This is a genomic window from Enterobacter cloacae complex sp. P18RS, from assembly GCF_014982105.1.
In the GTDB taxonomy this organism is placed as follows: domain Bacteria; phylum Pseudomonadota; class Gammaproteobacteria; order Enterobacterales; family Enterobacteriaceae; genus Enterobacter; species Enterobacter hormaechei_C.
Map to the genome: position 1 here is coordinate 476,559 of NZ_JADCKV010000006.1, position 23,565 is coordinate 500,123.

Genomic DNA, 23,565 nt, shown 5'->3' on the forward strand with positions numbered 1-23,565 from the left:
GATATAAAATGCCTGTAATTACTCTTCCTGATGGCAGCCAACGCCATTTCGACCATGCTGTTAGCCCAATGGATGTTGCCCTGGATATCGGTCCTGGACTTGCAAAAGCAACCATCGCAGGTCGCGTAAACGGTGAGCTGGTAGACGCGTCCGATCTGATTGAAAGCGATGCAACGCTTGCGATCATCACCGCGAAAGACGAAGAAGGTCTGGAGATCATTCGTCACTCCTGTGCGCACCTGTTAGGCCATGCTATTAAGCAGCTGTGGCCAAACACCAAAATGGCGATCGGCCCGGTTATCGACAACGGTTTCTACTACGACGTTGACCTTGACCACACCCTGACTCAGGAAGATATCGACGCGCTCGAGAAACGAATGCACGAGCTCGCCGAAACCAACTATGACGTCATTAAGAAGAAAGTCAGCTGGCACGAAGCGCGTGAAACCTTCGTGAAGCGCGGCGAGAGCTACAAAGTCTCGATTCTTGATGAAAACATCGCTCATGATGACAAGCCTGGCTTGTACCATCACCAGGAATACGTCGACATGTGCCGTGGACCGCACGTGCCGAACATGCGCTTCTGTCATCACTTCAAACTGATGAAAATCGCAGGCGCTTACTGGCGTGGCGACAGCAACAACAAAATGTTGCAGCGTATTTATGGTACCGCGTGGGCCGATAAGAAGGCCCTGAACGCGTACCTGCAACGCCTGGAAGAGGCGGCTAAGCGTGACCACCGTAAAATCGGTAAGCAGCTTGACCTGTATCATATGCAGGAAGAAGCGCCGGGGATGGTGTTCTGGCATAACGACGGCTGGACTATCTTCCGTGAACTGGAAACGTTCGTGCGCTCCAAGCTGAAAGAGTACCAGTACCAGGAAGTGAAAGGCCCGTTCATGATGGACCGTGTGCTGTGGGAAAAAACCGGCCACTGGGACAACTACAAAGATGCGATGTTCACCACTTCGTCTGAGAACCGTGAATACTGCATCAAGCCAATGAACTGCCCGGGCCACGTTCAGATCTTCAACCAGGGTCTGAAATCCTACCGCGATCTGCCGCTGCGTATGGCGGAATTCGGTAGCTGCCACCGTAACGAGCCATCAGGTGCGCTGCACGGTCTGATGCGTGTTCGTGGCTTTACTCAGGATGATGCGCATATCTTCTGTACTGAAGATCAGGTCCGTGAAGAAGTTAACGCCTGTATTCGTATGGTCTACGATATGTACAGCACCTTTGGCTTCGAGAAGATCGTGGTCAAACTCTCAACGCGTCCGGAAAAACGTATCGGCAGCGATGAGACATGGGATCGCGCAGAGGCGGATCTCGCCGTCGCGCTGGAAGAGAACGGTATTCCGTTCGAATACCAGCTGGGCGAGGGCGCATTCTACGGTCCGAAAATTGAATTTACCCTGTATGACTGCCTCGATCGCGCATGGCAGTGCGGAACGGTACAGCTGGACTTCTCCCTGCCGCAGCGTTTAAGCGCCTCTTATGTTGGCGAAGACAACGAGCGTCAGGTGCCGGTTATGATTCACCGTGCGATTCTCGGTTCACTGGAGCGCTTCATCGGCATCCTGACCGAAGAGTTCGCGGGCTTCTTCCCAACCTGGCTTGCGCCAGTGCAGGTAGTGGTGATGAACATTACCGATTCTCAGGCGGATTACGTTAAAGAATTGACGCAGAAACTACAAAATGCGGGCATTCGCGTAAAAGCAGACTTGAGAAATGAGAAGATTGGCTTTAAAATCCGCGAGCACACTTTACGTCGTGTCCCGTATATGTTGGTCTGTGGTGATAAAGAGGTGGAAGCAGGCAAAGTTGCCGTTCGCACCCGCCGTGGTAAAGACCTGGGGAGCCTGGACGTAAGTGAAGTGATTGAGAAGCTGCAACAAGAGATTCGCAGCCGCAGTCTTCAACAACTGGAGGAATAAGGTATTAAAGGCGGAAAACGAGTTCAAACGGCACGTCCGAATCGTATCAATGGCGAGATTCGCGCCCAGGAAGTTCGCTTAACAGGTCTGGAAGGCGAGCAGCTGGGGATTGTGAGTCTGAGAGAAGCGATCGAAAAGGCTGAAGAAGCTGGAGTAGATTTAGTTGAAATCAGCCCTAACGCCGAACCGCCAGTTTGTCGTATCATGGACTACGGCAAGTTCCTTTATGAAAAGAGTAAGTCTTCTAAGGAACAGAAGAAGAAGCAAAAAGTTATCCAGGTTAAGGAAATTAAATTCCGTCCTGGTACCGACGATGGCGATTATCAGGTAAAACTCCGCAGCCTGATTCGCTTTCTGGAAGATGGCGATAAGGCCAAGATCACGCTGCGTTTCCGCGGTCGTGAGATGGCCCACCAACAGATTGGTATGGAAGTGCTTAACCGCGTCCGTGACGATCTGAGTGAACTGGCAGTAGTCGAATCCTTCCCTACGAAGATCGAAGGCCGCCAGATGATCATGGTGCTCGCTCCTAAGAAGAAACAGTAAGGCCTTCAAGCAGCAAAATCTGTGGAGCCTTCGGGCCCCATAGGTTTTGTTCGCCTATGTTTCGTTTATTTAACAATGCGAAGTGGAAGTTATTAAAATGCCAAAAATTAAGACCGTACGCGGTGCTGCTAAGCGCTTCAAAAAAACCGGTAAAGGTGGTTTTAAGCACAAGCACGCTAACCTGCGTCACATTCTGACTAAGAAAGCTACCAAGCGTAAACGTCACCTGCGTCCAAAAGCCATGGTTTCTAAAGGCGATCTGGGCCTGGTCATCGCGTGCCTGCCGTACGCATAAGTCGTTAACGTTTAACTTTTTTAACTTAGAATAGATACAGGAGAGCACACATGGCTCGCGTAAAACGTGGTGTAATTGCACGTGCACGTCACAAGAAAATTTTGAAACAAGCTAAAGGCTACTACGGTGCGCGTTCACGCGTATACCGCGTTGCCTTCCAGGCTGTTATCAAAGCAGGTCAGTACGCTTACCGTGACCGTCGTCAGCGTAAGCGTCAGTTCCGTCAACTGTGGATTGCGCGTATCAACGCAGCAGCACGTCAGAACGGTATTTCTTACAGCAAATTCATCAACGGCCTGAAAAAAGCCTCTGTTGAAATCGACCGTAAGATCCTGGCTGACATCGCAGTATTCGACAAAGTAGCGTTCACCGCTCTGGTCGAAAAAGCGAAAGCAGCACTGGCATAAGCCAGTTGAGAGAGGGGGCTTTGCCTCCTCTTTTCATTTAACACCATCAGAAGATTGACATTTATCCGTGCAGGCTTTTCAATAAGGTCTTAACGGTTTTTACCCTACAAGGTAACGCAAGCATGAATGCTGCTATTTTCCGCTTCTTCTTTTACTTTAGCACCTGACTTCAGGAGGCTAGCGCGTGAAAGATGAAACGAAAAACAGCGCCAGATAAGCCTCCCGATGGAGGCTTTTTTTGTGCCTGAAGTTAAGAGAATACGTCCAACAATTCGGTGTCTGCACCGACATAATGAGGAAAACCATGTCACATCTCGCAGAGCTGGTTGCCAGTGCAACGGCCGCCATTAACCAGGCCTCAGATGTTGCCGCGTTAGACAATGTCCGCGTCGAATATCTGGGCAAGAAAGGGCATTTGACCCTTCAGATGACTACCCTGCGTGAACTGCCAGCAGAGGAGCGCCCGGCAGCCGGTGCAGTGATTAACGAAGCCAAAGAGCAGGTACAGCAGGCGCTGAACGCGCGTAAAGCCGAGCTGGAAAGCGCAGTACTGAATGCGCGTCTGGCGGCAGAAACGATTGACGTTTCTCTGCCGGGTCGTCGTATTGAAAACGGCGGTCTGCATCCGGTGACTCGTACTATCGATCGTATTGAAAGTTTCTTCGGTGAGCTCGGCTTTACCGTGGCGACTGGCCCGGAAATTGAAGATGACTACCACAACTTCGATGCCCTGAACATTCCTGGCCATCATCCGGCACGTGCTGACCACGACACTTTCTGGTTTGACGCTACCCGTCTGCTGCGTACTCAGACTTCCGGCGTTCAGATCCGTACTATGAAGGAGCAGGAGCCGCCAATCCGCATCATCGCGCCGGGTCGCGTATACCGTAACGACTACGATCAGACCCACACCCCAATGTTCCACCAGATGGAAGGTCTGATTGTTGATAAAAACATCAGCTTTACCAACCTGAAAGGCACGCTGCACGATTTCCTGAACAACTTCTTTGAGGAAGATTTGCAGGTTCGCTTCCGCCCGTCCTACTTCCCGTTCACCGAACCGTCTGCGGAAGTTGACGTGATGGGTAAAAACGGCAAATGGCTGGAAGTGCTGGGCTGCGGCATGGTGCATCCAAACGTGCTGCGCAACGTGGGTATCGATCCGGAAGTGTATTCCGGCTTTGCGTTCGGTATGGGTATGGAGCGTCTGACCATGCTGCGCTACGGCGTAACCGACTTACGTGCGTTCTTCGAAAACGATCTGCGTTTCCTCAAACAGTTTAAATAAGGGCAGGACAGAACAATGAAATTCAGTGAACTGTGGTTACGCGAATGGGTGAACACCACGCTGGACAGCGACGCGCTTTCCAACCAGATCACCATGGCGGGTCTGGAAGTTGACGGTGTAGAGCCGGTTTCTGGCGCCTTCACCGGCGTGGTCGTGGGTGAAGTGGTTGAATGCGGTCAGCACCCTAACGCTGACAAACTGCGCGTAACAAAAGTCAATGTGGGCGGTGACCGTCTGCTGGATATCGTCTGCGGTGCGCCAAACTGCCGTCAGGGCCTGAAAGTGGCCGTGGCGACCGTCGGTGCGGTGCTGCCGGGCGATTTCAAAATCAAAGCGGCTAAGCTGCGCGGTGAGCCGTCTGAAGGCATGCTGTGCTCCTTCTCCGAACTGGGTATTTCCGACGATCACTCCGGCATTATTGAATTGCCGCAGGATGCGCCAGTTGGTACTGATATCCGCGAATACCTGAAGCTTGATGACAACACCATCGAAATCAGCGTAACGCCAAACCGTGCTGACTGTTTAGGCATCATTGGTGTGGCCCGCGACGTGGCCGTGCTGAACCAGACTGAACTGAACGTGCCGGAGATCGCTCCGGTTGAGGCAACCATCAGTGACGTGCTGCCGATACAGGTAGACGCGCCTGAGGCCTGCCCACGCTACCTCGGTCGTGTGGTGAAAGGTATTAACGTTAAAGCGCCAACCCCGCTGTGGATGAAAGAGAAACTGCGTCGCTGCGGTATCCGTTCTATCGATGCAGTCGTCGACGTCACCAACTATGTTCTGCTGGAGCTGGGCCAGCCAATGCACGCCTTTGATAAAGATCGTATCGAAGGTGGGATCGTCGTGCGCATGGCGAAAGAGGGCGAAACCCTGGTTCTGCTGGACGGCAGCGAAGCGAAACTGAACGCTGACACCCTGGTGATTGCCGATCACAACAAAGCGCTGGCGATGGGCGGGATCTTCGGCGGCGAGCACTCTGGCGTCAACGACGAGACGCAAAACGTCCTGCTGGAATGCGCGTTCTTCAGCCCGCTCTCCATCACCGGCCGCGCACGCCGTCACGGTCTGCACACTGATGCTTCTCACCGCTACGAGCGTGGCGTGGATCCTGCGCTGCAATACAAAGCGATGGAGCGTGCGACTCGCCTGCTGATCGACATCTGCGGCGGCGAAGCGGGTCCGGTTATTGATGTGACCAACGAAGCGACGCTGCCGAAGCGTGCGACCATTACCCTGCGCCGCAGCAAACTGGATCGTCTGATTGGTCACCACGTTGCCGATGCGCAGGTGACCGACATTCTGACGCGTCTGGGCTGCGAAGTTACTGAGGGTCAGGACGAGTGGAAAGCCGTTGCGCCGTCCTGGCGTTTTGACATGGAGATCGAGGAAGATCTGGTGGAAGAAGTGGCCCGCGTTTACGGCTACAACAACATCCCTGACGAGCCGGTGCAGGCGGGTCTGGTGATGGGCAGCCATCGCGAGGCCGATCTGTCTCTGAAGCGTGTGAAAACCATGCTGAACGACAAAGGCTACCAGGAAGTGATCACCTACAGCTTCGTTGATCCTAAGCTGCAACAGCTGATCCACCCGGGTCAGGAAGCGCTGATCCTGCCAAGCCCGATTTCCAGCGAGATGTCAGCGATGCGTCTGTCCCTGTGGACGGGACTGCTGGGTACTATCGTTTATAACCAGAACCGTCAGCAAAACCGCGTGCGTATTTTCGAAAGCGGTTTGCGCTTTGTACCGGATACTCAGGCGAATTTAGGCATCCGTCAGGATCTCATGCTGGCCGGCGCCATCAGCGGTAACCGCTTTGAAGAGCACTGGGACCTGGCAAAAGGGACGGTTGATTTCTACGATATGAAGGGCGATCTGGAAGCGATTCTCGATCTGACCGGTAAATTATCCGAAATTGAATTCCGCGCAGAAGCGATTCCAGCCCTGCATCCGGGTCAGAGTGCGGCGATCTATTTAGACGGCAAACGTGTTGGTTTCATTGGGGTTGTTCACCCGGAACTGGAACGTAAGCTGGATCTGAATGGCCGTACCATCGTATTCGAACTGGAGTGGAACCCGGTTGCAGACCGCGTCATTCCTCAGGCGCAGGACGTCTCCCGCTTCCCGGCAAACCGCCGTGATATCGCGGTTGTGGTCGCTGAAAATGTGCCCGCAGCAGATATTTTGGCCGAATGTAAGAAAGTTGGCGTAAATCAGGTAGTTGGCGTAAACTTATTTGACGTGTACCGCGGCAAGGGCGTAGCAGAAGGTTTCAAGAGCCTCGCTATTAGCCTTATCCTTCAGGATACCAGCCGTACACTCGAAGAAGAGGAGATTGCCGCTACCGTCGCCAAATGTGTAGAGGCATTAAAAGAGCGATTCCAGGCATCATTGAGGGATTGAACCTATGGCGCTTACAAAAGCTGAAATGTCAGAATATCTGTTTGATAAGCTTGGGCTTAGCAAACGGGATGCCAAAGAGCTGGTAGAGCTGTTTTTCGAAGAGATCCGTCGTGCTCTGGAAAATGGTGAGCAGGTTAAACTCTCCGGTTTTGGCAATTTTGATTTGCGAGACAAAAACCAACGTCCGGGCCGTAACCCGAAGACGGGGGAAGATATTCCCATTACAGCCCGCCGCGTGGTGACCTTCAGACCCGGACAGAAGTTAAAAAGCCGTGTCGAAAACGCAACGCCCAAAGCAGAGTAATATGAACTAACTAAAAAGGCCGCTCACGCGGCCTTTTTTCTTTGCGCTATTTGCTAAACCCGCCGTAAAATCAATGATATCTCAACCGGATAACCTATCGTCTATGCTTGATCTTGCCCGCCGCCAGCACCGCTCCGATCTTCGCCGCCTGTGTCTGCTCGGGGTGCTGTTGATTGTCGCCACCACCGTCAGCCTGTGTGCGGGCGATCGGTGGCTGGGGCCGGAAAGCTGGTTTACGCCTGAAGGACAGCTCTTTGTATGGCAGATCCGCCTGCCGCGGACGTTGGCTGTCCTTTTAGTTGGCGCTGCGCTAGCGCTGTGCGGCACGATCATGCAGGCATTATTTGAAAACCCTCTGGCGGAACCCGGGCTTCTCGGGGTGTCAAATGGCGCAGGCGTCGGGCTTATCGCCGCCGTGATGCTGGGGGGAGGCGAGCTCTCCGGCTGGGGGATTAGCCTCAGCGCCATCCTTGGCGCGCTGTTGATAACCCTTATCCTTCTGCGCTTTGCCCGCCGCCACTTATCCACCAGTCGGCTGCTGCTTGCCGGGGTAGCGTTGGGGATCATCTGTAGTGCGCTGATGACCTGGGCCGTCTACTTTTCTACCTCCTTCGATCTGCGCCAGTTAATGTACTGGATGATGGGGGGATTTGGGGGTGTTGACTGGCGTCAGGGGTGGCTGATGGTGCTCCTGATCCCGGTCATCCTGTGGACGGCGTTCCAGGCGCAGCCTCTTAATATTCTCGCGCTGGGCGAAACGTCTGCTCGCCAGCTCGGGATGCCGATTGGATTCTGGCGCAACGTGCTGGTTATCGCCATTGGCTGGATGGTAGGCGTAAGCGTGGCGCTGGCGGGGGCGATTGGCTTTATTGGGCTGGTGATCCCGCATATGCTGCGCCTGTGCGGCATTACGGACCACCGAACCCTGCTCCCGGCCTCGGCGGTTGCCGGGGCGGCAACGCTGCTGATTGCCGATATCATCGCCCGGCTCGCCCTGACGGCCGCTGAGTTGCCCATAGGCGTGGTGACCGCAACGCTGGGCGCGCCGGTCTTTATCTGGCTACTATTAAAAGCTGGACGTTAAAACACAACCTGTAAGTCAACCTGAGGGAATGCTATGCAGTCTGATATTCTGAATACCGAAGTGACGACCATTGACGGCGAGAAAACCACGCTGGAAGGCTACAAGGGCAAGGTGCTGCTCATCGTGAACGTGGCGTCGAAATGTGGCCTTACGCCGCAGTATGAACAGCTGGAAAACATTCATAAAGCCTGGGAAAAAGACGGCTTTACCGTACTCGGCTTCCCGTGCAACCAGTTCCTGGGCCAGGAGCCGGGTAGCGAAGAGGAGATTAAGACCTTTTGCAGCACAACCTATGGCGTGACGTTCCCGATGTTCAGCAAAATTGACGTGAACGGTGAAAATCGTCATCCGCTGTATGCCAAACTGGTGGCCGCGGCGCCGACCGCCGTTGCGCCTGAAGAGAGTGGTTTCTATGAGCGTATGGCAAGTAAAGGCCGCGCGCCGCTCTATCCGGACGATATTCTGTGGAACTTCGAAAAATTCCTGATTGGCCGTGACGGTCAGGTCGTGCAGCGTTTTTCGCCTGACATGACGCCTGAAGATCCTATCGTGATGGAATCAATCAAGCTGGCGCTGGCGAAATAATGACGTTGCTGATGCAGCTCACGGACGTTGCCGGGAAGGGACGTCTTGAGCCTGTGACTGCCGCAGTCAACGCAGGTGAAATCCTTCACCTGGTTGGGCCAAACGGCGCCGGAAAAAGCACGCTACTGGCGTGCATGGCGGGGCTGACCACCGGGGAAGGAAAGATTACCTTTCTCGGGCAATCGCTCGTCGACTGGCTACCCGCTACACTTGCCTCCCGTCGAAGCTATCTGGTTCAGCAGCAGGTTCCGCCCTTTGCGATGCCCGTCTGGCACTACCTGACGCTGCATCTGCCTGACAAAAATCAGGTGGGATTGCTCAACGAGGTTGCTGCGGCACTCGGGTTAGACGACAAGCTTACCCGGCAGGCAAATCAGCTTTCCGGCGGCGAGTGGCAGCGCGTGCGTCTGGCGGCCGTTATCCTTCAGATCCATCCGGCGGGAAATCCTCACGGGCGGTTGCTGCTGCTGGACGAGCCGATGAGTGGGCTGGACGTTGCCCAACAGGCAGCGCTGGATACCCTGCTCAGCGCGCTGTGTCGCAAGGGGATTGCCATTGTGATGAGCAGCCATGATTTAAACCATACGTTGCGCCACGCGCATCGGGTGTGGTTGCTGGCGCGTGGCAAGCTGATTGCCAGCGGAACGCGCGACAGCGTGCTGACGGCCGCCAATCTTGCGAGCGCTTACCACATGTCGTTCCGGAGGCTGGATATTGAAGGCCACAAGATGCTCATTTCCACGGCGCAGGAATAACCTTTCTTGCACAGCTGCATAGATGCACGCTAAATTACCTAAAGAACAAAAAAAGCAGAGGATTCGTCTGAAATGCGATTCTGGTTTCTCCTTGTTGCGGCGCTCTTTCTTGCAGGATGCAGCAGCCATCGTGCACCTCCGCCCAACCCACGGCTTTCCGATTCCATTACGGTCATTGCCAGCCTGAACGATCAGCTCAGCAACTGGCGCGGCACACCTTATCGCTACGGCGGCATGAGCCGGGGCGGGGTGGATTGCTCGGGATTTGTGCTGATGACCTTCCGCGATAAATTTGACCTCCAGCTTCCGCGTGAAACGCGTATGCAGGCGAAAATCGGCACTGAAATTGATAAAGACGAGCTCCTGCCCGGCGATCTGGTCTTTTTTAAAACGGGCTCCGGTGAAAGCGGCCTTCATGTCGGCATCTATGATACCGATAATCAGTTCATTCATGCCTCGACCAGCCGTGGCGTGATGCGCTCCTCTCTGGATAATGTTTACTGGCGTAAAAACTTCTGGCAGGCCAGACGTATTTAACCGCTGCATAAAAATGCAGTGCGGAGGGCCTGGCGGTGAAAATAGACGTCAGGCTTTTCTTGCGGGTTGATTAAAGTTAAATTTTTGCCCAATTATTTATGTCCGCATGTGCCTGTTTTATCTAAAACTGGCTATTATTCAATAACCAGGATAAAATTAATTTAGATTCAGGGAAAAATCTGAAAATTAATACGGAAAGAATGAAATTAATCTTATTAAAATCAAGACAGTGGAATTGTGCCTGCAATTGCTCCAGGATGTTCTCTCTCATCTTTAATGCAGGACAAGCGCGATGATTATTACGCTAGATAATGCTTACCAGTCTGAACTTTTACTCCTTCCGGCGCGTGATAGTGCAGGTTTGCTTAAAGGTTTAGAGATTTTGGTTAACTTTACTGGCGTGGGTGCGGACGTACGGATCCCGACTGAACTGGTTATCCCACATCTTTCTCAGGAAGATGAATTAGCGCTGTTTCAGGAGAAACTGCAATTACTCGATACCTGTAAGCTATTTTTTATTCAGCATCAGTTAATTGCATGGATCAATATTACACCTGCAATTGTTGAGTTTTTATTAACTAATGAGAACGCTGTTTCAATCCTCGAGCGTTATCCGTTTCTTGAGTTTACTGTTAATGAGAACTATCCAGGTTTAAATAACGGGAAAGACGATCCCTGTCTGGCAAGAATGGCGATCCATTTCCCCTTAGTACTGGCTAACTTTGGTGCAGGGGCATCCTCCCTTAAACCGGTTTATGATGGTCTGTTCAAACGGGTGATTCTGGATAAAAACTTTATCCAGCAGCGCGCGTCGGCACTCTCGTTTGAGCCTTTTATGCGCGCCATTCTCTGGCAGATCGCGCCGCATTGTCAGTCGGTCATGGTCTCGGGAATTGACGATCACGGCATCTTAGAACGCGTGCTGCCCTTCAATTTCGGTGCAATGCAGGGAAGCCTGTGGCCTGCCGTCCCGGCAGAGCGGGTCACGACTCTCGTTCAGCAATAACCCCTTTCTTCGCCCGTGTTTACGTCCAGGGAAACCCTCTACACTTAAAGCAGGAGGACTTATGACCCTGTCTTTTACTGCTCACTGGCACGATGAATTACCCGGCTTTTACACCGCGCTTAAGCCAACGCCATTACAGAACGCGCGTCTTATCTGGCATAACGATGCATTAGCGGATTCGCTTGGCATCCCTTCGACGCTTTTTCAGCCAGAAAAAGGCGCTGGCGTCTGGGGCGGCGAAACGCTGCTCCCGGGCATGAAGCCGCTGGCTCAGGTCTACAGCGGACATCAGTTTGGCGTCTGGGCGGGACAGCTCGGCGATGGCCGCGGCATCCTGCTGGGTGAACAGCTTCTGCCGAATGGCGAAACGCTCGACTGGCACCTGAAAGGGGCAGGGCTAACCCCGTACTCACGCATGGGGGATGGCCGCGCGGTGCTGCGTTCAACCATCCGTGAAGGTCTGGCTTCCGAGGCGATGCATGCCCTGGGGATCCCCACCTCACGCGCGCTGTCCATTGTCACCAGCGACACGCCGGTGGCCCGTGAAACGATGGAGCAGGGAGCGATGCTGGTCCGCGTTGCGGAAAGCCATCTGCGTTTCGGTCATTTTGAACACTTCTACTATCGCCGCGAGCCGGATAAGGTCCGCCAGCTTGCCGATTACGCCCTTCGCCGTCACTGGCCGCACCTGCAAAACGAGCCGGACCGCTATGTTCTCTGGTTCCGTGATATTGTCGCGCGCACTGCCGCAATGATTGCCCGCTGGCAGGCCGTCGGCTTTGCCCACGGGGTGATGAATACCGACAACATGTCCCTGTTAGGGCTGACGTTTGACTACGGTCCGTACGGCTTCCTTGATGACTATCAGCCGGGTTACATCTGTAACCATTCGGACTATCAGGGGCGTTACCGTTTCGACAACCAGCCTGCGGTGGGGCTGTGGAACCTTCAGCGGCTTGCGCAAAGCCTGTCGCCGTTTATCGACGTCGATGCCCTGAACGATGCGCTGGACAGCTATCAGGAGGTCCTGCTGCGTGAATACGGTGTGTTAATGCGCAACAAGCTGGGGCTGATGACGCAGGAAAAAGGCGATAACGCGCTGCTGAATGGGCTGTTTGCCATCATGGCGCGGGAAGGCAGCGACTATACCCGAACCTTCCGTATGCTGAGCCAGACCGCGCAGCAGAGCGCCGCGTCACCGCTGCGCGACGAGTTCATCGATCGTCAGGCGTTTGATGACTGGTTTGCCGTTTACCGGACGCGTTTACAGCAGGAACAAATTGATGACGATACCCGCCAGACGCGGATGAAGGCGGTTAACCCGGCAATGGTGTTGCGCAACTGGCTGGCGCAGCGGGCCATTGAGCAGGCAGAGCAGGGGGATTATACCGAGCTGCATCGGCTGCATATCGCCCTGCGCACGCCGTTTGCCGACCGGGAGGATGACTATGTCAGCCGCCCGCCGGACTGGGGCAAGCGGCTGGAAGTGAGCTGCTCAAGCTAAGGGGCGAGAAAAACCTGCGGTGCGGCGTGCGCCGGATGTCTGCCGACGTGCACCTGCGCACCGTACCAGTGTGCCAGCGCGTCGGCCTGCAAAACCGTCTCCGGTATGCCCTGAGAAACAATCCTGCCGTTGTGTAACAGCAGGATCCGGTCCGACCATAATGCGGCAAGATTGAGATCGTGCAGCACCACGCAGGCGTGAAGATGGCCCTGACGGGTCAGCGATTTCAACAGGCGCAGCAGATGCTGCTGGTGGTAGAGATCCAGCGCTGAAGTGGGTTCGTCGAGAAACAGCCAGCCGCGCGGCGTTCCGTCACGCCACAGCTGCGCCAGCGCGCGGGCGAGCTGGACGCGCTGCTGCTCGCCGCCGGAGAGGGCATGATAACGCCTGCCGGCCAGCGGCAGGCAACCGGTCAGCTGCAACACCTCACGCACAATCGACGGTTCCGGGTGACGCGTCCAGGGCGCACGCCCCATTCCAACGATCTCATCCACCTGCCAGTCAAATCCAGGCTGAGACTGCTGGCGCATCAGTGCCCGATAGCGGGACAGCGTCTGCGGATGCCATTCATCCAGCGCTTTTCCCGCCAGCGAACAGCCACCGCTGTCGGGTTTCAGGTAGCCGGTCAGCAGCCGCAGCAGCGTGGATTTCCCCGCGCCGTTGGGGCCGATCAATGTAACCAGCTCTCCCTGCGACAGTGACAGCGAAACGTTATCTGTCAGCGTGCGGCCAGATCGGGTAAAAGTAAGATTTTCAGCCGTATAACGTTCAGCCATGCTGTTCTCCACGACGAAAAATGAGCCATAAGAACCAGGGAGCGCCAAGGATACTGGTGAGCAGGCCGACCGGCATTTCTGCCGGAGCGACCAGGGTGCGCGCGACCGTATCCGCCACCAACAGCAGTAATGCGCCCGCGAGTACCGTGCCGGGGAGGGTTGCCCGGTGATCGGCGCCCAGCCACATGCGCATCAGGTGCGGCACCACGAGTCCGACAAAGCCAATCACGCCGCTGACGGCGACAGCCGCAGCGACCAGCAGGGCGCTGCATAACAGTAATATTCGCTGTACAAGGGCAACGTCCACGCCAAGGTAATGCGCTTCCTCCTCACCCAGTTGCAGTAAATTTAACGCGCTGGCACAACGCCAGATCGCCAGAACGGCAGGCACCATCAGCGAGGTCACGGCTAACAGCGTTGACCACTGTGCCTGACCAAGACTTCCCATTCCCCAGAGTGAAAGCTGACGCAGCTGGGCGTCATTGCTGACCCACGAAAGCACACCCACTGCCGCACCGCACAGGGCATTGATGGCGATACCCACCAGCAACAGACGTGACAGAGAGGTGTCACGCTGCTTGCTGAGCAGGAAGATCACGCCTGTGGCTGCCAGCGCCCCAAGAAATGCCGCCAGCATAGGGGCGTAAAGCATCACCAGCGCGGGCAGCGAGAGCGGGAGCACCACCCACAGGGCGACGGCCAGCGCCGCACCGCTGCTGATCCCGAGCAGGCCCGGGTCGGCCAGCGGATTGCGGAACAGCCCCTGCATGACGCAGCCGGCGAGCGCCAGCGATCCGCCAATCACCAGCGCCAGCAGCACGCGAGGCAGACGGATGGTGAGCCAGATCTGGCGTAGCGTCTCATCGCTGCCGCTCCACAGCACGTTCACCGGCAGGCGTAACGCCCCAAAACCGGTGGCCATGAACGTCATGACGGTAAGCAACCCCGCCAGAAGCCATAACGATAACGTGATGCGCCGGGACATCAGGGCAGTTGCTCCGCTCTGGCACGCAGCTGTTGTATGGCTTTCGGCGTGCGGACGCTGAAGCCCAGCAGGGCCATGTCATCAATAGCCAGCACCTGCTTGCTTCGTCCCGCTGGCGTTTGCGCCAGGCCGGGCAGTTTCCACAGATTTTCTTCGCCGCCCAGCGCGTTAAGGCCGTCCTGCGAAATCACCACCAGATCCGGCTGGCTGGCCATCACCCCCTCCTGCGAAAGCGGCTGATAGCGGGTAAAGCCCTGCATGGCGTTCTGCAACCCGGCGGCGCGTATTGCCGCATCCGCGCCGGTCTGTTGCCCGGCCGCCATTGCGGTCATTCCGCCGTGGCTGAGGATAAACAGCACCCGCTTGTTGAGCGGTGTTGAGGGCAGTGCCGCCAGCGCCTGACGCAGCGAGCTGCGCAGGGTTTCCCCTTGCGCCTCATGATGCGTCGCCTGAGCTATCACCCGTACTTTTTCGTCAATCGCGCGCAGGTCAGGCGTGCCGGGAACGGTAACCACCCGGACGTGGCTCTGTTCAACCTGTTTCAGCGCCAGAGAGGGCTGCGCCTGGTCGCTTGCCAGTACCAGCGTCGGGCGTACGGACAAAATCCCCTCCGCATTCAGCTGGCGAAGATACCCCACGTCAGGTAGCGCGTTTGTCGCCTGCGGCCACTGGCTGGTACTGTCGCGCGCAACCAGAGAAGACTCCGCGCCGAGGGCGTAGACGATCTCCGTCACGTCGCCGCCGAGGGCGACAATTCTCTCCGGCGCGGCGACGGCGACCAGCGGCAGGACGCTTAGCAGGGCAAACCATTTTTTCATGCGGCCAGCCCTTCTGGCGTCAGGGCGTCAATCTGGCGGCGCCACTGGCTCTGCTCAGGCTCGCCTTCGGTACGCTGGCCGTAGAGCTGGGCGATCTGAGTGCCGTCCGCAGCAAACAGCTCCAGGCTGGTAACGTGTCCGTCCGCCGTAGGCTTGCGCGTTACCCACGTCTCAGCGATAGTCTCCTCCAGCAGATGCAGGGTAAAGGTTGGGTTGAAGATGTTCAGCCAGCCCTTCATGGGCGTCAGTTTTTCCACCACACCGGTGAAGATCTGCACGCAGCCGCGGTTGCCGACGAAGATCATGATTTCGTTTCCGTCCTGTCGCGCCGTGTCCAGCAGCTGTGCCAGCGCGCTGTTATCCACCTTACAGGCCAGATCGTCACTCACCAGACGAAACGCCTGCTGGCGGCTCAGGTTATGGCGCTTCAGTAAGCTAAAGAACTGATGCACGTCGGTCATGGCGCGCCACTCTTTCTCCACCGAGCCTGCATCAGCACCGTCGGAATGCGCAGGGGCATCGACAGCCTTCAGTGCCAGAGTGGGGTTATCGGCAATGATAAAACGGGTCAGCACGTCGCCCCAGGCGGCAACGTCGGTGTGATCCGTGGTGTAGACCTTCAGTAAAGCGTCGCCCTGATGATCGAAGAACTGAATGCTCTGACGTTCGCCGCGGGAGGTCGTTTCACTTATGTGAAACGCGCTCGCCCACTGGTTGAGGAACAAACGCAGATCCAGCGCGCGCGGATTCAGCACCAGCCCGGCGTGGCCGCCGAGGTGCTGGTTAGTAAACGCCCCGACCTGTTCGTGAACGGCGTATTCGTTACGGCAGATGCATTTGGTTTCCCCCACCGACTCCAGCGCTGCCAGAATCTCACGGATTTCACCGCGCAGCCGCCAGGCGTCGTGTCCAACGCGCGCAAATGCCAGCTCTGCTTCGCTGATGTGCATTAATCCGGCGATATCACGGGCGTACTTACCCGGATGTTCTTCTTTAAGCTCAAGCCAGCGTGTGTAGTGACCCATAATCTTATCCTTCTGAATCGTTGCCCCGAAGGGAATTACCATTGATAACTGACGAAGATCTTGCCGTTGCGGCCATCCTGCGGGATGCCTTGTGGTGACCAGTAGGCTTTGTCGAAGGCGTTCCCCAGCACGAGGGTGGTGGTGATGCCTTTGAACTGCTGCTGACCTTTATAGCTGACGTAGAAATCATTCACTGCGTAGCCAGGCTGCTCGCTGTAGCTGCTGCTGATGTGCGTTGAACGTTCGACGAAGGTGCCGATCCAGCCCACGGAGAAGCCGCTTTGCGCCACGGGGATATCCAGCTTGCTGGTGACGGTGTCCGGGTTGATGCTGGAGATGTATTCGCCCGTGTCGGTATCTTTCCCGCGTGTGCGGTTGTAGGCCACGTCCAGGTTGAACAGACTGGTCGCGTAGGTCGCCATCATGTCCCAGCCCCAGATTTTGGCATTTGGTACGTTATAGGACATGGTGGTGGCCGCCGCAAAATCGACGGTAGTGGAGATGTAATCTTTCGCTTTGGTGTCGAAGTAGCTGGCTTTGAACTCCAGCGCGTCGTTGGCGAGCAGCAGATCGTCAAAACGTAGCCCAAAACCGAACTCCTGGGTTTCGTTAGTTTCCGGACGCAGGTTCGGGTTCGGCACCCAGTAGTTGGTGTAGAAGCTGCCGATAGAGAAGTGCTTCGAGTCGTTATACATCTCGCCCATCGTTGGCGCACGGAAGGCCTGGGCGTAAGAGCCGAACAGCATCAGCCAGTCGGCTGGACTCACGGTTAACCCGGCGCGTGATGACCACTTATCCGCATCCACGTCGTCGTAACCGTCGCTGCTGCCGCGGTAGTTGTCGTAACGCGTCCCGCCGAGAAGCGTTACCGGCAGGTCGCGCAGAGTGATCTCATCCTGCAACCAGCCGGAGCTGAAGTCGATTTTCGCGTCCGGGAAGCCGGTGGTCGCGCCGCCAGGGTGTTGCTCCTGACGATAGTATTCCCCGCCGTAGGTCAGCAGGTGCGAGGCGAAAGAGTCGCTGAACAGGCGGGTGCGGTTTTCCACTTTGCCGCCTTTGGTAGTCTGCTTACGGAACTCGCCGCTGGCGTCGATGTTCTGGGCGTTGATCCGCGCTTCGGACCAGTAAATTTTCGCATCGGCGTTCAGCCAGTCGTTTCCGGCTGGCGCAATGCGGTAGCCAAGCTGGGCATCGCGCTGAATGGTGGAACGATCGGTCATCGGGTTACTGCTGCTGGCATCCGTGGTCTGCGGATTTTTCGGCTCCTGCGCGTCGTTGTTGTAGTAGCGCAGGGAGCCACTCAGCGTCTGCGCCGGATCGATTTTCCAGCTGCCTTTCGCCAGCATATTGTTGATGGATTCGTCGTTTGGCGCCCTCGCGCCGTCACTCTGGCGAATGTCGCCGCGATCGCGGCTGGACCAGGAGACCAGACCGTCCAGGGTATCGGTGCGGCCATAGGCGCTGGCACCCATCCCGATGCTGTGATCGCCCGTTGCACCGGTAGCAAATACGCGATAGCCGCTGTTTTTACCTGCATCCAGCAGATCGCTGGCGTCGACGGTGTCATACGAAATTACGCCGCCCAGCGCGCCGCTGCCGTACAGCAAGGCGGAAGGACCACGTACTACTTCAATACGTTTGATCAGCGCCGGATCGAGGAACGTGCTGTTCAGGTGTCCGGTATCAGTGCCCTGGCGCACGCCATCCACCAGTATCAGCACACCACGGCGGTCATAGCCCCGGAGGTTAACGTCCTGACCGTTGGTGCGCCCGGTGCCGTCCAGCGTCAGACCGGGCACCTTGCGCAGCAGGTCGGCGGCGGAGCTGGCGGTCTGGTTTTCCGGCGCGGTGGCGTCAATCACGCTCACCATCATGGGGGCTTCAAAGGCGCTGCGGGCATTGCCGGTGGCGGTGACGGTGATCTCGTCTGCGGCGGCAAACGTAACGCCCGGCAGGGTGCTGACAATCGCCAGCGCCAGAAGAGACGGGCGTAAAGACGCGGATTGCAGGTGTGGCATAGCAACTCTCCATAAGAATTGAAAAGCGCTGGCTGCCTGGGGATCACCTGGGTGGCTGGCGAATGTGTTGTCTGGTTTATTTAGTCAGGATCAGTTTTCCGGCATTGGTCTGGCGCAGCAGGTAGTGCTGGCCGTCATGCTCGATAATGACCCGTCCCTCCTCACCCAACAGGCTTTTGCTGTCGATTCGGCGATCGGTGGGAGCAGGGGACGGCGCTGTGTGTGTTTTTGTTGGCGTTGCCGCGCTGTTATCGGTCGGTGACATAATGTTTAGAAATAACAATCAATGTAACAATGATAATCATTATCAATAAACTGCAAATTCACGGCAAGCGTTTTTGTGAAAATTGTGTGACGGGATCAAATTTGGGGGAGAGGTGCGGTCTGATGCCCTCACCCCGACCCTCTCCCACGGGGAGAGGGAGAAGGGCACGTACCGTAGGCCGGGTAAGCGTAGCGTCACCCGGCAGGATTTTAAAAGCGTGTGTCCACGGCTGAAGCCAGCATCTCCAGCAGCAGCTCGCTGTCTTCCCAGCTCAGGCACGGGTCGGTGATTGACTGGCCGTAGACCATTTGCTGTCCAGCGACGATTTTCTGCGTGCCTTCTTTGATAAAACTCTCCGCCATAATTCCTGCAATGGCGGTCGAGCCGCTGCGGATCTGCTGGCAAACTTCCTCGCAGACATCCAGCTGGCGGCGGTGCTGTTTCTGACAGTTGCCGTGGCTAAAATCCACCACCAGATGCTCCGGCAGGTCAAATTCCGCCAGCGTTTCGCAGGCGGCGGCAATATCTTCTGCATGGTAATTCGGTTTTTTACCGCCACGCATAATGATATGTCCGAACGGGTTGCCGCTGGTCTGGTAGATGGTCATCTGGCCGTTTTTATCCGGGGAGAGGAACATATGGCTGGCGCGTGACGCGCGGATGGCATCTACGGCAATTCGGGTATTGCCGTCCGTTCCGTTTTTGAAGCCCACCGGACAGGAGAGCGCCGACGCCATTTCACGGTGGATCTGGCTTTCGGTGGTACGTGCGCCAATCGCGCCCCAGCTAATGAGGTCGGCAATAAACTGTCCGGTCACCATATCCAGAAATTCGGTGGCAGTTGGCACGCCCAGCTCGTTAACCTGTAACAGCAGCTTGCGCGCCAGCGTAATACCGTGATTCACCCGGTAGCTACCGTTCAGATCGGGATCGGAAATCAATCCTTTCCAGCCCACGACGGTACGCGGCTTTTCAAAGTAGGTACGCATCACGATCTCCAGGCGATCCTGATACGTGCCGCGCAGCGTCTGAAGGCGTTGTGCATAATCCATTGCCGCGTCGAGGTCGTGGATGGAGCAGGGGCCAATCACCACCAGAAGACGTTTGTCTTCACCATTGAGAATTTTTTCGATGCGGCGACGGGAGGCCGTCACATGGTCCGCCACCTCGGCGGAAACGGGATGCAGCCGGGCCAGTTCAGCCGGTGTGACCAGGCTATCAATGCGCGCGGTGCGCAGTTCGTCGGTTTTATTCATGGAATGTCTCAGAAATTTTTTGCTTCATCGGCAGACTACCGGGAAGTGATGGGCATCACCTTAAACCAATCCCTGCTGATTTCAAGTTCGGGGCACGTCGCCCCGAGGATGGCGTAATAATAACTGAAACCGGAATAATGTACTAGCATATTAGTACATGCGGCGATTCAGCCCCATGATATCGAGGATTTTGGTGGCAATTTCTTCTACTGAATAGTTGGTACTGTTCAGCCAGGGAATTTGATTTTTCCGGTACAGCGCTTCGACTTCGGAGACTTCCATTCGGCACTGGCGCATCGAGGCGTAGCGGCTGTTCTCGCGACGTTCTTCGCGGATCGCTGCCAGTCGTTCCGGGTTGATGGTCAGCCCAAACAGCTTATGCTGGAGCGGCTTGAGCGCGGCGGGCAGCACCAGGTTATCCATATCATCGGCAATAAAGGGGTAGTTGGCGGCGCGAATGCCAAACTGCATGGCCAGGTAAAGGCTGGTGGGGGTTTTACCGCAGCGCGACACGCCGAGCAAAATCACCTGCGCCTGGTCGAGATTGCGCAGGGAGATCCCGTCGTCGTGCGCCAGGGTGTAGTCAATGGCGGCAATACGCGCATCGTATTTGGTCAGGTTGCCGGGGTTCAACCCGTGGGTACGGTGGGCGATCGGCGTTGGGTCGAGCTTCAGCTCGCTTTGCAAGGGAGCAACCAGCGCCTGCACGATGTCCTGACAGAAGCCCTCGCTTTGCAAAATGATGTTGCGGATCTCAGGGATCACAATGGAATAGAACACCAGCGGACGAACGCCGGTCTGCTGGTAAATGGCGTCGATCTGGTCCTTGACCGCTTTGGCCCGGCTCTCATTTTCCACGAACGGCAACGTGATGCTGTTTATCGATACCGGAAACTGCGACATCACCGCGTGTCCCAGCACCTCGGCGGTTATCGCCGTCCCATCAGAAATATAAAAAACGTGGCGATCGACAGCATTATCCATTTTATCCACCCTGAATAGCGTACGTAATTGCCTGAAAGCATAAATTAAAAAAGTTAATTTCACAGCAAAGAACTTATCTGAATTTAAAATGAAATGGTGTTTTTGATTTTCCTGAAAAGTGGATTTCATTTTTCGAATAGCGGCTTTATTTCTATGGTTTTTGCCGGAATCTATAGGAATCATCGGGTTAGCGAGTGCCGGGAAACTGTCCGAAAAGTTGAAAATTTAAATTGCTTACACGATTCACCGTTTTTTTAGCGGAAATAAATATGCCAGTATAAATACGTAGTCAGGTGTTTCTTACTCCGATCAAATATCACAAAAGGATTGTTTCGATGTCCAACAATGGCTCGTCACCGCTGGTGCTTTGGTATAACCAACTCGGCATGAATGATGTAGACAGAGTTGGGGGCAAAAATGCCTCCCTGGGTGAAATGATTACAAATCTGTCCGGTATGGGTGTCTCCGTACCTAACGGGTTTGCCACAACCGCCGATGCGTTTAACCTGTTTTTAGACCAGAGCGGTGTAAACCAGCGCATTTACGACCTGCTGGATAAAACGGATATTGATGATGTCACCGAGCTTGCCAAAGCCGGCGCGCAAATCCGCCAGTGGATTATCGACACACCTTTCCAGCCGGAACTGGAAAAAGCCATTCACGACGCGTACAACCAGCTCTCCGCTGACGACGCGCAGGCCTCCTTTGCCGTGCGCTCTTCCGCCACCGCGGAAGATATGCCGGACGCCTCTTTCGCCGGTCAGCAGGAAACGTTCCTGAACGTTCAGGGTTACGATGCGGTGCTGGTGGCGGTGAAGCACGTGTTTGCTTCCCTGTTTAATGACCGCGCTATCTCCTATCGCGTGCACCAGGGCTACGACCATCGCGGCGTCGCGCTTTCCGCCGGCGTGCAGCGCATGGTGCGCTCGGACGTAGGCTCTTCCGGCGTGATGTTCTCTATCGACACTGAATCCGGCTTCGACCAGGTGGTGTTTATCACCTCCGCATGGGGTCTGGGCGAGATGGTGGTGCAGGGGGCAGTGAACCCTGACGAATTCTACGTGCACAAGCCTACGCTGGCGGCTAACCGTCCGGCAGTGGTACGTCGCACCATGGGTTCGAAAAAAATTCGCATGATCTATGCTCCGACGCAAGAGCATGGCAAACAGGTCACCATTGAAGATGTGCCGCAGGAGCAGCGGGATCGCTTCTCACTGACCGACGCCGAAGTGGAAGAGCTGGCGAAGCAGGCGGTGCAGATTGAAAAACACTATGGCCGTCCAATGGACATCGAGTGGGCGAAAGACGGACACACCGGCAAGCTGTTTATCGTGCAGGCGCGTCCGGAAACCGTACGTTCACGCGGTCAGGTCATGGAGCGCTACACCCTGCACGCGCAGGGCAAAATTGTCGCGGAAGGCCGCGCAATTGGTCACCGCATCGGTGCCGGTCCGGTGAAAGTGATCCACGACATCAGCGAGATGAACCGCATTCAGCCTGGCGACGTGCTGGTGACCGATATGACCGACCCGGACTGGGAACCGATCATGAAAAAAGCGGCTGCCATCGTCACCAACCGCGGCGGCCGTACCTGTCACGCGGCTATTATCGCCCGTGAGCTGGGGATCCCGGCGGTAGTCGGCTGCGGTGATGCCACCGAGCGCATGAAGGACGACCAGAAGGTGACGGTCTCCTGTGCCGAAGGCGATACCGGCTACGTGTATGCCGATATCCTCGACTTCAGCGTGAAAAGCTCCAGCGTGGATACCATGCCGGACCTGCCGCTGAAGATCATGATGAACGTCGGCAACCCGGACCGCGCGTTTGACTTCGCCTGCCTGCCGAACGAAGGCGTGGGCCTGGCGCGTCTGGAATTTATTATTAACCGTATGATCGGGGTGCACCCGCGTGCGCTGCTGGAGTTCGACGACCAGGACGCAAAACTGCAAAACGAAATCCGCGAGATGATGAAGGGTTACGACTCGCCGAGAGAGTTCTATGTGGGTCGTCTGACGGAAGGGATCGCCACGCTCGGCGCGGCCTTCTACCCGAAACGCGTGATCGTGCGTCTGTCGGACTTTAAGTCCAACGAATACGCCAACCTGGTGGGCGGCGAACGCTACGAGCCGGAAGAAGAGAACCCGATGCTGGGCTTCCGCGGCGCCGGGCGCTACGTGTCGGAAAGCTTCCGCGACTGCTTCGCGCTGGAGTGCGAGGCGGTAAAACGCGTGCGCAACGACATGGGGCTGACCAACGTGGAAATCATGATCCCGTTCGTCCGTACCGTGGATCAGGCGAAGGCGGTGGTTGATGAGCTGGCGCGTCAGGGGCTGAAGCGCGGCGAGAACGGGCTGAAGATCATCATGATGTGTGAAATTCCGTCCAACGCCCTGCTGGCCGAGCAGTTCCTGGAGCACTTCGACGGCTTCTCCATTGGCTCGAATGACATGACGCAGCTGGCGCTCGGCCTGGACCGCGACTCCGGCGTCGTCTCTGAGCTGTTCGATGAGCGTAACGAGGCGGTGAAAGCGCTGCTCTCCATGGCCATCCGCGCGGCGAAGAAACAGGGGAAATATGTCGGGATTTGCGGCCAGGGTCCTTCTGACCATGAAGACTTTGCGGCCTGGCTGATGGATGAGGGGATTGATAGCCTCTCCCTGAACCCGGACACCGTGGTGCAGACCTGGCTGAGCCTGGCAGAGCTGAACAAGTAAAACCTGCACAACCTGAAAAAGGCGAGGATATCTGTCCTCGCCTTTTTTATTTTCCTGCGAATATGCTCACCAT

The 23,565-nt window shown here is 56.1% G+C and carries 23 protein-coding genes and 1 other annotated feature; of the genes, 15 read left to right on the forward strand and 8 right to left on the reverse strand.

Features of this window, described 5'->3' with window-relative positions; genetic code table 11:
- The first annotated feature begins 8 nt into the window (after positions 1–8).
- The 14 genes from thrS (at position 9) to selO (ending at position 12,651) form a co-directional block, all read left to right on the forward strand.
- The gene (gene thrS / locus INF61_RS04665; protein ID WP_003857814.1) at positions 9–1,937 is read left to right on the forward strand and encodes a threonine--tRNA ligase; all 1,929 of its coding nucleotides are present in this window, start codon (positions 9–11) and stop codon (positions 1,935–1,937) included.
- Between the two features lie 3 nt (positions 1,938–1,940).
- Positions 1,941–2,483, forward strand: a complete 543-nt coding sequence (gene infC, locus INF61_RS04670) for a translation initiation factor IF-3 (RefSeq protein ID WP_023616141.1) — start codon at positions 1,941–1,943, stop codon at positions 2,481–2,483.
- A gap of 97 nt (positions 2,484–2,580) precedes the next feature.
- On the forward strand, positions 2,581–2,778 hold the full coding sequence (gene rpmI, locus INF61_RS04675) for a 50S ribosomal protein L35 (protein WP_001124225.1): 198 nt from the start codon (positions 2,581–2,583) through the stop codon (positions 2,776–2,778).
- A gap of 50 nt (positions 2,779–2,828) precedes the next feature.
- A complete protein-coding gene (rplT, locus tag INF61_RS04680) occupies positions 2,829–3,185 on the forward strand; it encodes a 50S ribosomal protein L20 (RefSeq protein WP_000124850.1) in 357 nt (118 codons plus the stop codon).
- A gap of 117 nt (positions 3,186–3,302) precedes the next feature.
- Positions 3,303–3,427 (forward strand) — a sequence feature (Phe leader region).
- Positions 3,308–3,352, forward strand: a complete 45-nt coding sequence (pheM, locus tag INF61_RS04685; RefSeq protein WP_001386830.1) for a pheST operon leader peptide PheM — start codon at positions 3,308–3,310, stop codon at positions 3,350–3,352. Its footprint overlaps the feature before it by 45 nt.
- 62 nt (positions 3,428–3,489) lie before the next feature.
- The gene (gene pheS / locus INF61_RS04690; protein ID WP_003857809.1) at positions 3,490–4,473 is read left to right on the forward strand and encodes a phenylalanine--tRNA ligase subunit alpha; all 984 of its coding nucleotides are present in this window, start codon (positions 3,490–3,492) and stop codon (positions 4,471–4,473) included.
- Positions 4,474–4,488: 15 nt separating this feature from the next.
- Positions 4,489–6,876 (forward strand): phenylalanine--tRNA ligase subunit beta, encoded by a 2,388-nt coding sequence (gene pheT, locus INF61_RS04695; protein ID WP_015570734.1) that lies wholly within the window; start codon positions 4,489–4,491, stop codon positions 6,874–6,876.
- Positions 6,877–6,880: 4 nt separating this feature from the next.
- Complete coding sequence (gene ihfA, locus INF61_RS04700; RefSeq protein ID WP_003857805.1) at positions 6,881–7,180, forward strand: integration host factor subunit alpha; 300 nt, start codon at positions 6,881–6,883, stop codon at positions 7,178–7,180.
- Positions 7,181–7,283: 103 nt separating this feature from the next.
- A complete protein-coding gene (gene btuC, locus INF61_RS04705) occupies positions 7,284–8,264 on the forward strand; it encodes a vitamin B12 ABC transporter permease BtuC (protein ID WP_023303523.1) in 981 nt (326 codons plus the stop codon).
- Between the two features lie 33 nt (positions 8,265–8,297).
- Positions 8,298–8,849 (forward strand): glutathione peroxidase, encoded by a 552-nt coding sequence (locus INF61_RS04710; protein WP_022650905.1) that lies wholly within the window; start codon positions 8,298–8,300, stop codon positions 8,847–8,849.
- Positions 8,849–9,604 (forward strand): vitamin B12 ABC transporter ATP-binding protein BtuD, encoded by a 756-nt coding sequence (btuD, locus tag INF61_RS04715; protein ID WP_193547554.1) that lies wholly within the window; start codon positions 8,849–8,851, stop codon positions 9,602–9,604. Before INF61_RS04710 ends, btuD begins: the two co-directional genes overlap by 1 nt.
- Before the next feature lie 72 nt (positions 9,605–9,676).
- Positions 9,677–10,141, forward strand: coding sequence for an NlpC/P60 family protein (locus INF61_RS04720; protein WP_015570730.1), 465 nt, complete (start codon positions 9,677–9,679; stop codon positions 10,139–10,141).
- 292 nt (positions 10,142–10,433) lie between these two features.
- Positions 10,434–11,147 (forward strand): EAL domain-containing protein, encoded by a 714-nt coding sequence (locus INF61_RS04725; RefSeq protein WP_032104825.1) that lies wholly within the window; start codon positions 10,434–10,436, stop codon positions 11,145–11,147.
- A 61-nt stretch (positions 11,148–11,208) separates the two neighbouring features.
- Positions 11,209–12,651, forward strand: a complete 1,443-nt coding sequence (selO, locus tag INF61_RS04730) for a protein adenylyltransferase SelO (protein ID WP_193547555.1) — start codon at positions 11,209–11,211, stop codon at positions 12,649–12,651.
- On the opposite strand, the gene INF61_RS04735 is transcribed toward selO, so the two are convergent.
- From INF61_RS04735 to ppsR, 8 genes are all read right to left on the reverse strand, one after another.
- On the reverse strand, positions 12,648–13,427 hold the full coding sequence (locus tag INF61_RS04735; RefSeq protein WP_193547556.1) for a heme ABC transporter ATP-binding protein: 780 nt from the start codon (positions 13,425–13,427) through the stop codon (positions 12,648–12,650). The genes selO and INF61_RS04735 overlap by 4 nt on opposite strands.
- Complete coding sequence (locus INF61_RS04740) at positions 13,420–14,412, reverse strand: iron ABC transporter permease (RefSeq protein ID WP_193547557.1); 993 nt, start codon at positions 14,410–14,412, stop codon at positions 13,420–13,422. The genes INF61_RS04735 and INF61_RS04740 overlap by 8 nt, the downstream gene beginning before the upstream one ends.
- Entirely contained in the window at positions 14,412–15,230 is an 819-nt protein-coding gene (locus tag INF61_RS04745; RefSeq protein ID WP_193041963.1) for a hemin ABC transporter substrate-binding protein, read from the reverse strand. Before INF61_RS04745 ends, INF61_RS04740 begins: the two co-directional genes overlap by 1 nt.
- Positions 15,227–16,255, reverse strand: coding sequence for a hematinate-forming heme oxygenase ChuS (gene chuS, locus INF61_RS04750; RefSeq protein WP_193041964.1), 1,029 nt, complete (start codon positions 16,253–16,255; stop codon positions 15,227–15,229). Before chuS ends, INF61_RS04745 begins: the two co-directional genes overlap by 4 nt.
- A 35-nt stretch (positions 16,256–16,290) precedes the next feature.
- The gene (locus INF61_RS04755; RefSeq protein ID WP_017693583.1) at positions 16,291–18,273 is read right to left on the reverse strand and encodes a TonB-dependent hemoglobin/transferrin/lactoferrin family receptor; all 1,983 of its coding nucleotides are present in this window, start codon (positions 18,271–18,273) and stop codon (positions 16,291–16,293) included.
- Between the two features lie 76 nt (positions 18,274–18,349).
- Positions 18,350–18,538: a hemin uptake protein HemP gene (gene hemP / locus INF61_RS04760; RefSeq protein WP_015570723.1), complete on the reverse strand. Its 189-nt coding sequence runs from the start codon at positions 18,536–18,538 to the stop codon at positions 18,350–18,352.
- A gap of 209 nt (positions 18,539–18,747) precedes the next feature.
- Positions 18,748–19,794 (reverse strand): 3-deoxy-7-phosphoheptulonate synthase AroH, encoded by a 1,047-nt coding sequence (aroH, locus tag INF61_RS04765; protein ID WP_032670070.1) that lies wholly within the window; start codon positions 19,792–19,794, stop codon positions 18,748–18,750.
- A 150-nt stretch (positions 19,795–19,944) separates the two neighbouring features.
- Positions 19,945–20,778 carry a posphoenolpyruvate synthetase regulatory kinase/phosphorylase PpsR gene (gene ppsR / locus INF61_RS04770; protein WP_017384644.1) on the reverse strand — a complete coding sequence of 278 codons (834 nt, stop codon included), beginning with the start codon at positions 20,776–20,778 and terminating at the stop codon, positions 19,945–19,947.
- A gap of 335 nt (positions 20,779–21,113) precedes the next feature.
- Here ppsR and ppsA point away from each other — a divergent pair, with 335 nt between their 5' ends.
- Positions 21,114–23,492, forward strand: a complete 2,379-nt coding sequence (gene ppsA / locus INF61_RS04775; RefSeq protein WP_017384643.1) for a phosphoenolpyruvate synthase — start codon at positions 21,114–21,116, stop codon at positions 23,490–23,492.
- Positions 23,493–23,565 lie beyond the last annotated feature (73 nt).

Bases quoted from the DNA above. Each gene is read 5' to 3' on its own strand.
- chuS (WP_193041964.1), bottom strand. From the start codon at position 16,255: ATGGGTCACTACACACGCTGGCTTGAGCTTAAAGAAGAACATCCGGGT.
- thrS (WP_003857814.1), top strand. From the start codon at position 9: ATGCCTGTAATTACTCTTCCTGATGGCAGCCAACGCCATTTCGACCAT.
- ppsA (WP_017384643.1), top strand. From the start codon at position 21,114: ATGTCCAACAATGGCTCGTCACCGCTGGTGCTTTGGTATAACCAACTC.
- btuD (WP_193547554.1), top strand. From the start codon at position 8,849: ATGACGTTGCTGATGCAGCTCACGGACGTTGCCGGGAAGGGACGTCTT.
- aroH (WP_032670070.1), bottom strand. From the start codon at position 19,794: ATGAATAAAACCGACGAACTGCGCACCGCGCGCATTGATAGCCTGGTC.
- btuC (WP_023303523.1), top strand. From the start codon at position 7,284: ATGCTTGATCTTGCCCGCCGCCAGCACCGCTCCGATCTTCGCCGCCTG.
- pheT (WP_015570734.1), top strand. From the start codon at position 4,489: ATGAAATTCAGTGAACTGTGGTTACGCGAATGGGTGAACACCACGCTG.
- INF61_RS04745 (WP_193041963.1), bottom strand. From the start codon at position 15,230: ATGAAAAAATGGTTTGCCCTGCTAAGCGTCCTGCCGCTGGTCGCCGTC.
- rplT (WP_000124850.1), top strand. From the start codon at position 2,829: ATGGCTCGCGTAAAACGTGGTGTAATTGCACGTGCACGTCACAAGAAA.
- selO (WP_193547555.1), top strand. From the start codon at position 11,209: ATGACCCTGTCTTTTACTGCTCACTGGCACGATGAATTACCCGGCTTT.
- INF61_RS04710 (WP_022650905.1), top strand. From the start codon at position 8,298: ATGCAGTCTGATATTCTGAATACCGAAGTGACGACCATTGACGGCGAG.
- INF61_RS04740 (WP_193547557.1), bottom strand. From the start codon at position 14,412: ATGTCCCGGCGCATCACGTTATCGTTATGGCTTCTGGCGGGGTTGCTT.
- INF61_RS04735 (WP_193547556.1), bottom strand. From the start codon at position 13,427: ATGGCTGAACGTTATACGGCTGAAAATCTTACTTTTACCCGATCTGGC.
- rpmI (WP_001124225.1), top strand. From the start codon at position 2,581: ATGCCAAAAATTAAGACCGTACGCGGTGCTGCTAAGCGCTTCAAAAAA.
- pheS (WP_003857809.1), top strand. From the start codon at position 3,490: ATGTCACATCTCGCAGAGCTGGTTGCCAGTGCAACGGCCGCCATTAAC.
- ihfA (WP_003857805.1), top strand. From the start codon at position 6,881: ATGGCGCTTACAAAAGCTGAAATGTCAGAATATCTGTTTGATAAGCTT.
- INF61_RS04725 (WP_032104825.1), top strand. From the start codon at position 10,434: ATGATTATTACGCTAGATAATGCTTACCAGTCTGAACTTTTACTCCTT.
- INF61_RS04755 (WP_017693583.1), bottom strand. From the start codon at position 18,273: ATGCCACACCTGCAATCCGCGTCTTTACGCCCGTCTCTTCTGGCGCTG.
- ppsR (WP_017384644.1), bottom strand. From the start codon at position 20,778: ATGGATAATGCTGTCGATCGCCACGTTTTTTATATTTCTGATGGGACG.
- INF61_RS04720 (WP_015570730.1), top strand. From the start codon at position 9,677: ATGCGATTCTGGTTTCTCCTTGTTGCGGCGCTCTTTCTTGCAGGATGC.
- hemP (WP_015570723.1), bottom strand. From the start codon at position 18,538: ATGTCACCGACCGATAACAGCGCGGCAACGCCAACAAAAACACACACA.